This window comes from Shimia sp. (assembly GCF_041624275.1).
In the GTDB taxonomy this organism is placed as follows: domain Bacteria; phylum Pseudomonadota; class Alphaproteobacteria; order Rhodobacterales; family Rhodobacteraceae; genus Shimia.
In genome coordinates, this window is sequence record NZ_JBFJVE010000122.1 from 1 (window position 1) to 9,513 (window position 9,513).

Below are 9,513 nucleotides of genomic sequence, written 5' to 3' on the forward strand. Positions count from 1 at the left end.
GCTGAAGCCTGACGGCGCCATCTGGGTCATCGGTTCGTATCACAACATCTTCCGCATGGGCGCCGAGTTGCAGAACCAGGGCTTCTGGATTCTCAACGACGTGGTGTGGCGCAAGTCCAACCCGATGCCCAATTTCCGCGGCAAGCGTTTTACCAATGCCCATGAGACGATGATCTGGGCCAGCAAGGAAGAGGGTGGCAAATACACCTTCAATTACGAAGCGCTGAAGGCCCTGAACGAAGGCATCCAGATGCGTTCCGACTGGGTGCTGCCGATCTGCACCGGCCACGAGCGTCTCAAGGATGAAAACGGCGACAAGGCGCATCCGACGCAAAAGCCCGAAAGCCTGCTGCACCGGGTTCTGGTCGGCTCGACCAACCCCGGCGACGTGGTGCTCGACCCGTTCTTCGGCACCGGCACCACCGGCGCCGTGGCCAAGATGCTGGGCCGCGACTTCATCGGTATCGAGCGCGAGGAAGCCTATCGCAAGGTGGCCGAGAAACGGCTGGTCTCGATCCGCAAGTTCGACCGCGAGGCCTTGCAGGTCTCGGTCAGCAAGCGCGCCGAGCCGCGCGTGCCCTTTGGCCAGCTGGTCGAGCGCGGCATGCTGCGCCCGGGTGAGAACCTCTATTCGATCAACGGCCGCCACAAGGCCAAGGTGCGCGCCGACGGCACGCTGATCGGCGATGACGTCAAGGGGTCGATCCACCAGGTGGGGGCCCATCTCGAAGGCGCGCCAAGCTGCAACGGCTGGACCTACTGGTCCTACAAGCAGGACGGCAAGAAGGTTCCGATCGACGTTCTGCGGCAGCAGATCCGTGCGGAAATGGCCGAGCGGCCCAACTAAGACCCCTCGTAACACCAAGAATACCGCCAGGTGCCTGTGGCCTGACTTACACATGGCACCGAAACTTGCCCCGCCGGATACGGCGGGGTTTTTTGGACTCTGCCGTGCCGCCCCGGCGTTCCGGCCGACATGGCCTATTTCGGGGCCGGGTTCAGGGCCTTGTTATAGGGCTGCCAGTCGGTGATTTCGGGGTAGTACATGCCGCGCCACTTGCGCACCCGCGGGTTCATCACCCGCCGCCACAGCGTCGGCAGCATCGCGACGACGGTCATCACCGGATAGCCATGCGGCAGCTGCGGCGCCTCGTCCGCGCCATAGGTCTGAAGCAGCGGGAACCGCCGGTCGGGACGGTAGTGGTGATCCGAATGGCGCTGGAGGTTGATCAGCAGCCAGTTCGAGGCCCGGTGCTCGGCATTCCACGAATGATGCGGACGCACGTGTTCGTATTTGCCTTCGCCAAGGTGTTTGCGGGTCAGACCGTAGTGTTCGATGTAGTTGACCAGCTCCAGCTGCCAGACCGCCACATAGGCCTGCCACAGGAACAGGAACAGCCCCCCCCAGCCACCGATCACCAGCGCCCCGAGCAGCATCGCGCCCTGAAGCGCCCAATAGCGGAAAAACGGGTTCGACGGGTCGTTCCACGGCAGGCCCCGGCGCGCCAGCTTTTCTTTTTCCGCCCGGAAGGACGACCGCAGCACGCCGATCAGAACCCGCGGGAAGAACCTGTAGAAGCCTTCGTTGTAGCGCGCGGTGACCGGGTCGCGCGGGGTGCCGACATAGCGGTGGTGCACCAGAAGATGTTCGCTGCGGAAATGGCTGTAAAGCACCATCGCCAGCAAGAGGTCGCCAAGGAACCGCTCGCGACGGTCCTGCTGGTGCATCAACTCGTGGCTATAGGTGATGCCCACCGTGCCCGTAACCACGCCGACGCCGAAGAACAGGCCGATCTTGGCCGCCAGCGACAGGTGGTCGCTGTGGGTGGCATACCAGATCAGCCCGAACAGGGTCAGCGCCTGAAGCGCCGGCCAGATCAGGGTGATCAGCCGGTACCAGTAAAGGTCCTCTTCGCCGGTTTCGGGGTCGGCATTGTCGCGGTTCAGGCCCAGCAGCGCGTCGAGGCCCGCAAAGAGATACCATGTCGCCAGGGGCACCAGAAGCACCCACCAGCCACCGGCCCAGGCGACGCTCCAAAGCAGAAGGATCAGGAACAGGGACATCCAGAAGGGCAGGGCGTTCTCGGGTTTGGCAAGGTCTGTCGACGGGATCATCGCGGTCTCCTGAAACGGGGCATGGCCACATAATGGGCGCAGTGCCGGGGCCGCGCAATGGGGCCTAGCCGCCGATCGCCAGATCCAGCGCCTTGCGCATCACGGTCGGCAGATCCTTGCTGGAAAAGTCCTCGGGTGCGACGAAGCTGCCGCGCACGGGCGGGCGCTCCATCGGCACCAGCGCGGTCTTCACCGTCAGCCGCAGGTGGAAATGGGTGAACGTGTGGCGCGCCTCGCCGGGCAGGGTCTTCCACTCGGCGCGGATCGGCGGCGCGGTGGCCGGGGCGGCGCTTTCGGCCCAGTCGCTGCCCGGCCAGCCCAGCATGCCGCCCAAGAGCCCCTTGTCGGGGCGCCGCTCGAGCAGCAGGGCGCCGTCGACGCGGCGGGCAATGAAGGCGGTGCCGATGCGGATCGGCTTGGGTTTGCGCGGGGTCTTCTTGGGCAGTTCCGGCGCGCTGCCGTTCTGGCGCGCCCGGCAGGGGGTGCGCCAGGGGCAGATGCCGCAGGCCGGGTTGCGCGGCGTGCAGATCGTCGCTCCGAGATCCATCACCGCCTGGGCATAGTCGCCGGGGCGCTGCTGCGGTGTCAGCGCCGCCGCCGCTTCGGTCAGCTCGGGCTTGGCCCCCGGCAGCGGGCTGTGGATGTCGTGCAGCCGCGCCATCACCCGTTCGACATTGCCGTCGACCACCACTGCCGGCCTGTCGAAGGCGATGGCCGCGATCGCGGCCGCCGTATAGGGGCCGATGCCGGGCAGGCCCTGCAATTCGGCCTCGGTTTCGGGGAACCTTCCCTGCCGCTCTTGGCTGATCTGGCGCGCGCATTTCAGCAGGTTGCGGGCGCGGGCGTAATAACCCAGCCCGGCCCAGGCCGCCATCACTCGCGCGTCCTCCTCTGCCGCGAGATCCTGAACCCTCGGCCAGGCGCTGGTGAAGGCTTCGTAATAGTCCCTGACCGCCGCCACCGTGGTCTGTTGCAGCATGATTTCCGACAGCCAGACCCGGTAGGGGTCGGGGCGCACGCCCGCTGCGCGCGCGGCCGGCGCCACCCGCCACGGCAGTTTGCGGGCATGGCGGTCATACCAGTTCAGCAGGTCTTCCGGATCGGCCTGTTCACACAAGTTTTATTCTCCGCCCCTGTCGGTTTCGCTGGCGCCGCGCCTTCGGCACACTAAAATAGCGCCCGACACAAGGATGCAAGACCGACATGCGCCGATCCACCACCAAGGGCTTTGCCCGGACCTCGAGTCTCTTGCGCGAGAACATCCGCAAGACCGGCGAAGCGCGGGGGTTTGCGGTGTCACGGGTGCTGACCCATTGGGCCGAGATCGTCGGTGCCGAGGTGGCGGCGATCTGCCGTCCGGTGGACGTGAGCTATGGCCGCAAGGGCTTTGGCGCCACGCTGACGGTGCTGACCACCGGTGCCCAGGCGCCGATGCTGGAAATGCAGAAGGACATGCTGCGCAGCAAGGTGAACGCGGTCTACGGCTACAATGCCATTGCCCGCCTGCGCATCACCCAGACCGCCGCCTCGGGTTTCGCCGAGGGTCGCGCCGCCTTCGAGCACAGGCCCGGCCCGGCAAGGGCCGAACCCGCCCCCGAAATCCGGGCCGAAGCCAGCCGCGTGGCGGCCGAGGCCCATGATCCCGACCTGAGGCAGGCGCTGGAACGGCTGGCTGCCAATGTTCTGACCAAGCAACGCACTGAATAACCCCAAGAAAGGTGTTCGAATGAACCGTATCCTCCCCGTAATCGCAATTGTGCTGGCGCTTGTGGCCGCCGGCGCCTGGTGGCTGACCCAGGGGGGGCAAACCCCGGAGCCGCAGCAGACAAGTGTTAGCGCAACCTCCGGTGCCGGTGTCGATGCCGCGCAGGATGACGCGGCCCAGGGCGACGTCATCGAAATGGTGCTGGGCGATGCCGATGCGCCGGTGACGCTGATCGAATATGCCTCTTTCACCTGCCCGCATTGCGCCACTTTCCATGAGCAGGTGTTCCGGTCGCTGAAGGCCGACTACATCGACACCGGCAAGGTCAAGATGGTTTTCCGCGACGTCTATTTCGACCGCGTCGGTCTCTGGGCCTCGATGGTGGCGCGCTGCGGCGGTGCCGAGCGTTTCTGGGGCATGACCGACCTGATGATGAAGACCCAGAGCGACTGGGCGCGCTCGGGCGACCCGGTGGCGATCACTGCCGAGCTGAAGAAAATCGGCCGTCTTGCCGGGCTCGACGATACCCAGCTTCAGGCCTGCATGCAGGACGAGGACAAGGCCAAGTCGCTGGTGGCCTGGTCGGAAAAGAACATGGGCACGCATGACGTGAAAGGCACGCCGACGCTGATCATCAACGGCACGAAACACCCGAACATGAGCTACAGCGACCTGAAGCCGATTCTCGACGCCCAGATCGGCGGCTGAACGGCGCCCCGTGGCTTCGGCCAGGGTCTGGCGCCGCAAGCCGCCGTCGGGTTTCGTCCTGATGTCTTGCGAGCACTCTCGGGAGGGGCGGCTTCAGGCCGCCCCGGCCCGTTCCAGGACCGGGCGCAGCACCTCGTTCACGGCGCTCCAGTCCTCGAGTTGCAGCCGCACCGGCAGGGTCAGAACCTTGGGGCGAAAGGCGGCGGGCAGGCGTACAGCGTCTTTTTCCGTGGTCACCAGCTGGGCCCCCAGCCGCCGTGCATCGGCCTCGAGCCGCGCCAGAAGCGCCGGGGTCAGCGGCTGGTGATCGCTCAGCGCCTCGCCATGCAGGATGGTGGCGCCCAGGCCGCGCAGGGTGGCAAAGAACTTCTCGGGGTGGCCGATTCCGGCGAATGCCAGATAGGGCGTATCGGTCCAGTCCATGCCCATTTCCAATGGCACCAGTTCGCCCTGGACACGCGGCAGCGTGATCTCATCGCCCCAGACTTCGCCGAACCGCTGCTGCGCGGCGCGATGACCGATCGTCAGCACCAGGTCGGCCCGCCGCAGCCCGGTGGCCACCGGCTCGCGCAGCGGTCCGGCGGGAATGCAGCGCCCGTTGCCGAAACCCTTTTGCGCATCGACGACGATGATCGACAGGTCCTTGTGCAGCCCCGGGTTCTGAAAGCCGTCATCCATCACGATGACATCGGCCCCCGCCGTCTGCGCCGCGCGGGCACCGGCGGCCCGGTCGCGGGCGACCCATGTCGGGGTAAAGGCCGCCAGCAGCAGAGGTTCGTCGCCGGTCTCTTCGGCGCGGTGGCTGCGCTCGTCGACGCGCACCGGCCCGGTGAGCGTGCCGCCATAGCCGCGCGACACCACATGCGGGGTCAGCCCGCGCGCCTGCAGATGCTGGATCAGGGCGATGGCGGTCGGCGTCTTGCCGGTGCCCCCGGCATTGAGATTGCCGATGCAGATCACCGGCGCCTCGGATCTGTAGCCTTGGCCCGAGGCAAGCCGGCGCGCCGTCGCCCCGGCATAGAGCCGCCCCAGCGGCGACAGCAGCCGGGCCCGCAGCCCCGGCCGGCTTGGCGGCCTGTCCCAGAATTTCGGCGCCCGCATCAGCCCGCCTCCCGCGCGTCCAGCGCATCCTGCACCAGTGCAATGATCTGATCCGACACTTCCGCCCCCTCCGAGACCACTTCCCAGCCGGCATGCGCCATTTCCGCCGCCTTGTCCGGAGCCGACACCATGGTCAGCGCATCGGCGAGGCTGTCGGCATCCTTGACGATACGTGCCGCACCGGCCCGTGCAAGCCGGGAATAGCTGTCGAGATAGTTGCGCACCCCCGGTCCGTAAAGCACCGCCGACCCCAGCGCGGCGGCCTCGAAGGGGTTGCGCCCGCCTTCGCCGGCGATCAGCGAGCCACCGATCAGGCTGACCGGGGCAATGCGGTACCACAGGCCCAGTTCCCGCTTGTCCTCGCTGATCAGCACCTGGGTGCGGGCGTCGGGCATGTCGCCATCGTCCCAGGACGCCACCTGCCACCCCTGCTGGCGGCAGGCCTCGTGCAGCTGCGGCGCCGCGCTTGCCTCGTCGGGGACGATGACCAGCAGGGTGCGGTGCGCCAGCCGAAGCAGGGCGCGATGCGCCGCCAGGACGGTGTCGACCTCGTCGGGGTGAACCTGGCTGGCCAGCCAGACCGGGCGCCCGCCCAGGGCCTGGGTCAGATCCTCGAGGTCGGTGCCGTTGCAGGGCAGGGCCGGGCTTTCGTCGAGCAGGGGGCCGCTGCGATGCATGCGGTCAAGCACCGGCGCCAGCCGGCTCAGCCGCGCCGCGGCCTCGGTGGAATGGCCGAGGATCGCGTCGAACAGCGGCAGCGTGCCCTTGATCGGCTCGGGCACCAGCCGCCAGCGCCGGTGCTCGAGCGCCGGTTCGTCGGCGTCCAGAAGGAACAGGGATACCCGCCGTCGGTGCGCGGCGTCGATCAGCGCCGGCCGCAGCCAGGGGCCGAGCCAGAGGCAGACATCGGGTTGCCAGTGATCGAGAAACAGCCGGATGTCGCCGGGGTTCTCCGAGGGGCTGTCGACCACGCTCACGCCCCGTGGCAGCGGCCCGGCAATCGGCTGGCCGGGCGGCGTGGTCAGGATCAGCTGCACGTCGCCGCGCTGCGCCGCCAGCCGCAGCCCGAGCCGCGCCAGGCTTGCCGCCCGCGCCGGGTCGGCGCAGTGCAGCCAGACCAGCGTCCCGGCCGGCCGGGGCGGGCCGGGATCTTTCAGAATGGGCGGCTCGCGGCGCACGAAGGCCAGATAGGCCGCCAGTCCGAGCGAACGCGCCATGGGCCGGGGTTAGCCCAGTTCCTCGGTCGAAGAGGCGGCCAGCTCTTCGTCGCGCAGGCGGTGGATATGGGCGATGAAATAGCGCATGTGGGCATTGTCCACGGTGCGCTGGGCCTCGGATTTCCAGGCGTCATAGGCGCTTTGATAGTCCGGGAACATGCCGACGATATGGATGTCGTCGACATCCTTGAACACGTTCTTGCTGGGATCGACGAGCTCGCCACCAAAGACGAGGTGCAGGCGTTGGGCCATGGGGGGTCCTCCATTCGTTTGCGCGCAACCTAAGCCTTTGCCCAGATGGGGACAAGGCCACGGCCTGCGGCAAATTCCGACCCCTCGCGGGGCTTGACCTGATGGCGGCGATACGGCAGGTCCATGTCCAGTCTTGAAGCCGGGAAAGCCGCCATGAAACCCTTTCTGATCCTGCAATTGCGACCGGAGACCGAGGCCTCGGACGACGAGTTCGCGGCCATTCTGCGCAAGAGCGGCCTCGGGGTGGATCAGGCGCACCGGATCCGGCTCGATCAGGAGCAGCTTCCCGGAGATCTGACTCTGGACGACTATTCCGGGGTGATCGTCGGCGGCGGCCCCGGCTGCGTCAGCGACCCGGCCGACAAGAAATCCCCGGTCGAGGCCAGGATCGAGACCGCCGTTCTGGGCCTGATGCCCGAGATCACCGCCCGCGACTTCCCGTTTCTTGGCTGCTGCTACGGCATCGGCATTCTCGGCCATCACCTGGGCCGGGTGGTGTCGAAGGAGAATTATTCGGAAGAGGTGGGCACCGCCGACTGCAGCCTCACCGAAGAAGGGCGCGCCGACCCGCTGCTGGCCGGCCTGCCGGAAAATTTTCAAGCCTTCGTCGGTCACAAGGAGGCGATGCAGCACCTGCCCGAGGGCTGCACCCATCTGGTGACCTCGCCGACCTGCCCCTATCAGATGGTCCGGTTCGGAGCCAATGTCTACGCGACCCAGTTCCACCCCGAGGCCGACAGCGACGGGTTCGAGACCCGGATCAACATCTACAAGCATCGCGGCTATTTCGCGCCGGAAGACGCCGGGAAACTGGTCGAGATGTGCCGCGCCGCCGACGTGCATGCGCCCGAGAAGGTGCTGCGCAATTTCGTCAGCCGCTATGCCCGCCCGGCGTAGGGTGCGTGGTTGCACGCACCGTCCCCGCTGCCATCCCCGCGCCGCCCCCTAGGTACGTGAGATCACGCCGCCGCCGCGATCATGTGCGTGAGATCACGCACCTACGCCCCCAAGGTGCGTGAAATCACGCACCCCACGTCCCGGAGGTGCCTGGGGCGGCTGAGAACCTAGCCCCGCAAGGCCCGCGTGATCTGCCCGTGCAGTCCGGCCCCGGCCGCCACCATGCCGGCGACATGCGGGTCGGCATTGTTGAACCGCAGCGCCGCCCCGTGGCGGTCCGAGGTCACCGCCCCGGCCTCGCGCAGGATCAGGTCTCCGGCGGCGACATCCCATTCCCAGGTGCGGCGCAGGGTCAGCATCGCGTCATAGCGCCCCTCGGCCACCAAGGCGGTGCGATAGGCCAGCGACGGGCGGTGGCTGCGTTTCATCCCCGGCACCTCGGCCAGCCAGTGCCGCGCCTCGAAGGCCGGACGCGCCGCCAGCACATGGGCACCTTCGAGCCGGTCGCGCGCGGTCGGGGCGATCGCCGCGCCGTTGAGGAACGCCCCCTGCCCGCGCCGGGCGTGATAGAGCTTGTCGCGCATCGGCAGGAACACCACCGCCGCCACCACCTCGCCGCGCCGGGCAATGGCCAGCGAATGGGCCCAGCTGTCGGCGCCGCTCATGAAGCTGCGGGTGCCGTCGATCGGGTCGACGATGAACAGGGTCTCGGCGGCGCGGCGCTCGGGCGTGTCGGCCGATTCCTCGCTCAGCCAGCCATAGTCGGGCCGCGCGGCGCGCAGCTCGGCCTCGAGCATCCGGTTGACGGCAAGGTCGGCCTCGGTCACCGGCCCCGCGTCGCCGGGCTTGTCCCAGCTCTGCGCCGTGCGGCCGGTGAAACGCGCGGCGATGCGCCCGGCCTCGCGGGCGGCCGCGATCAGCAGCTCGAGATCAGTTTCCGGCAAGGGTCAGACCTTCGACCAGCAGCGAGGGCACCACCCGCGACAGATGCGCCCGCGCATCATTGGCCGGTGTCATCCGCATCAGCATCTCGCGCAGATTGCCGGCGATGGTGCATTCGTTGACCGGGTGGGTGATGGCGCCGTTCTCGACCCAGAACCCGGCCGCCCCGCGCGAGTAATCGCCGGTCGTCGGGTTGATGGTCGAACCGATCAGCGAGGTCACCAGAAGCCCGGTGCCCATCTCGGCGATGAGCTCGTCGCGGCTCTGTGTGCCCTCGGTCAGCGTGAGGTTCCATGACGTCGGAGAGGGCGGCGAGGAGACGCCGCGCGCGGCATTGCCGGTCGAGGCCAGCCCCAGCTTTCGCCCGGTGGCCAGATCGAGCGTCCAGCCGGTCAGCACCCCCTTGTCGACCACCGCCCGGCGCCGGGTCGCCAACCCCTCGGCGTCGAAGGGCCGCGAGCCGCTGACCCGGGGGCGCAGCGGGTCTTCGGTGAGGCTGAGATGGCCGGGCAGGATCTGCTGCCCCAGCGCGTCGCGCAGCCACGAGGCACCGCGCGCGATGCTGGCGCCGTTGCA

Annotated in this window: 11 protein-coding genes; 4 read left to right on the plus strand and 7 right to left on the minus strand. The window is 67.9% G+C overall.

Translation table 11 applies throughout. The annotated features are described in order from the left end of the window. Positions 1-847, plus strand: an 847-nt coding sequence (locus tag ABZD10_RS10435; RefSeq protein WP_372886344.1) for a site-specific DNA-methyltransferase, incomplete at its 5' end; no start/stop codon positions are given. Positions 848-981: 134 nt separating this feature from the next. Here the strand turns inward: ABZD10_RS10435 and ABZD10_RS10440 are convergent. Together ABZD10_RS10440 and mutY are read right to left on the minus strand one after the other, a co-directional pair. Continuing rightward, positions 982-2,115, minus strand: a complete 1,134-nt coding sequence (locus ABZD10_RS10440) for an alkane 1-monooxygenase (RefSeq protein ID WP_372886345.1) — start codon at positions 2,113-2,115, stop codon at positions 982-984. A 64-nt stretch (positions 2,116-2,179) separates the two neighbouring features. After that, positions 2,180-3,232, minus strand: a complete 1,053-nt coding sequence (mutY, locus tag ABZD10_RS10445) for an A/G-specific adenine glycosylase (RefSeq protein WP_372886347.1) — start codon at positions 3,230-3,232, stop codon at positions 2,180-2,182. A gap of 86 nt (positions 3,233-3,318) precedes the next feature. On the opposite strand from mutY, the gene ABZD10_RS10450 reads away from it, so the two are divergent. Next, positions 3,319-3,822: a DUF721 domain-containing protein gene (locus ABZD10_RS10450; protein WP_372886348.1), complete on the plus strand. Its 504-nt coding sequence runs from the start codon at positions 3,319-3,321 to the stop codon at positions 3,820-3,822. Between the two features lie 19 nt (positions 3,823-3,841). Beyond that, the gene (locus ABZD10_RS10455) at positions 3,842-4,528 is read left to right on the plus strand and encodes a DsbA family protein (RefSeq protein ID WP_372886350.1); all 687 of its coding nucleotides are present in this window, start codon (positions 3,842-3,844) and stop codon (positions 4,526-4,528) included. A gap of 93 nt (positions 4,529-4,621) precedes the next feature. Here ABZD10_RS10455 and lpxK read toward each other — a convergent pair whose 3' ends face one another. Genes lpxK through ABZD10_RS10470 form a run of 3 tightly spaced genes read right to left on the minus strand, consistent with a single transcriptional unit; the run spans position 4,622 to position 7,098 of the window. Further along, complete coding sequence (lpxK, locus tag ABZD10_RS10460) at positions 4,622-5,629, minus strand: tetraacyldisaccharide 4'-kinase (protein ID WP_372886352.1); 1,008 nt, start codon at positions 5,627-5,629, stop codon at positions 4,622-4,624. Then, the gene (locus tag ABZD10_RS10465) at positions 5,629-6,846 is read right to left on the minus strand and encodes a 3-deoxy-D-manno-octulosonic acid transferase (protein WP_372886353.1); all 1,218 of its coding nucleotides are present in this window, start codon (positions 6,844-6,846) and stop codon (positions 5,629-5,631) included. The genes lpxK and ABZD10_RS10465 overlap by 1 nt, the downstream gene beginning before the upstream one ends. Positions 6,847-6,855: 9 nt before the next feature. After that, positions 6,856-7,098: a DUF4170 domain-containing protein gene (locus ABZD10_RS10470; protein ID WP_372886354.1), complete on the minus strand. Its 243-nt coding sequence runs from the start codon at positions 7,096-7,098 to the stop codon at positions 6,856-6,858. 153 nt (positions 7,099-7,251) lie between these two features. Between ABZD10_RS10470 and ABZD10_RS10475 the strand changes: the two genes are divergently transcribed. Then, positions 7,252-7,995 carry a glutamine amidotransferase gene (locus ABZD10_RS10475; protein ID WP_372886355.1) on the plus strand — a complete coding sequence of 248 codons (744 nt, stop codon included), beginning with the start codon at positions 7,252-7,254 and terminating at the stop codon, positions 7,993-7,995. A 167-nt stretch (positions 7,996-8,162) separates the two neighbouring features. Here ABZD10_RS10475 and ABZD10_RS10480 read toward each other — a convergent pair whose 3' ends face one another. Both ABZD10_RS10480 and ABZD10_RS10485 read right to left on the minus strand, forming a co-directional pair. After that, entirely contained in the window at positions 8,163-8,939 is a 777-nt protein-coding gene (locus ABZD10_RS10480; RefSeq protein WP_372886356.1) for a 3'(2'),5'-bisphosphate nucleotidase CysQ, read from the minus strand. Then, the coding region (locus ABZD10_RS10485) for a metallopeptidase TldD-related protein (protein WP_372886358.1) at positions 8,926-9,513 on the minus strand (588 nt) is incomplete at its 5' end. The genes ABZD10_RS10485 and ABZD10_RS10480, both read right to left, overlap by 14 nt.